The organism is Aeromonas sp. ASNIH8, assembly GCF_002919855.1.
Taxonomy (GTDB): domain Bacteria; phylum Pseudomonadota; class Gammaproteobacteria; order Enterobacterales; family Aeromonadaceae; genus Aeromonas; species Aeromonas caviae.
Genome location: NZ_PQLN01000261.1, coordinates 1 through 716, shown reverse-complemented (window position 1 = coordinate 716; position 716 = coordinate 1). Strand labels below are relative to the sequence as shown.

Sequence of the window (716 nt, the reverse complement as noted above, 5' to 3'; positions counted from 1 at the left end):
GTTGAACACTGTTTCCGGAAAGGAGGGGCGAAGTGTTCAGGTTGAACCGGAATGAGCGTTCACATTGGTCCGGAAATGGTGTTCACGTTGAATCGGAATTGGTGTTCATGATCGGCCGGAATATGCAATCCTCATAAAACACCGGATTATCGGCATCACAGCGGGCCAGCGCGGCGTCGATATTCGCCATTTTTTCCTGATAGGCTGGGTCTTTTATCCGCAAGGTCGGCACGGGCCTGCGCCAGACAATGCCCATACGAGGTAACCATCGGCGGAGCGTGGAGGCTGCCACATTGAGCCCTGTTAATCGATTGATTTTTATAGCCAATAGTTCAGTACACCAACGGCTGCGCTGATAACCAAAATCTTGCGGAGAAAACTGCATGAGCAGCACCAGTAAGGTGACAATCTTGGCGATAGGTAAGACTGGGGCACGGCCAGCCGGTAAGGCTTCTAGCGCATCTATGCCTTCATCTCGATACCACCGAAGCCAACGACCGATGGTCGAGCGCGCAGCGCCGGTAAGGTGATGAACATCGGTGATCGTGCGTCCTTCATGTAACAGCAAGATGGCCATCAAGCGACGAGCATGTCCTTTATCACGGGTGGCATGGATGATTTTGTGAATGCGGCGCCGTTGTGTGGTCGTGGCAGGGGTGGTAGGATAGGCATCAACTCAGTCCTTTTGGTGTGGCTTGTTTTGTTAGGAGCCTGAT

General features: G+C 52.8%; 1 pseudogene. It reads right to left on the bottom strand.

Features of this window, described 5'->3' with window-relative positions:
* Window positions 1-127 precede the first annotated feature (127 nt).
* Window positions 128-672: pseudogene (locus C3418_RS23810) on the bottom strand (IS630-like element ISAhy2 family transposase); the annotation flags it as partial.
* Window positions 673-716 lie beyond the last annotated feature (44 nt).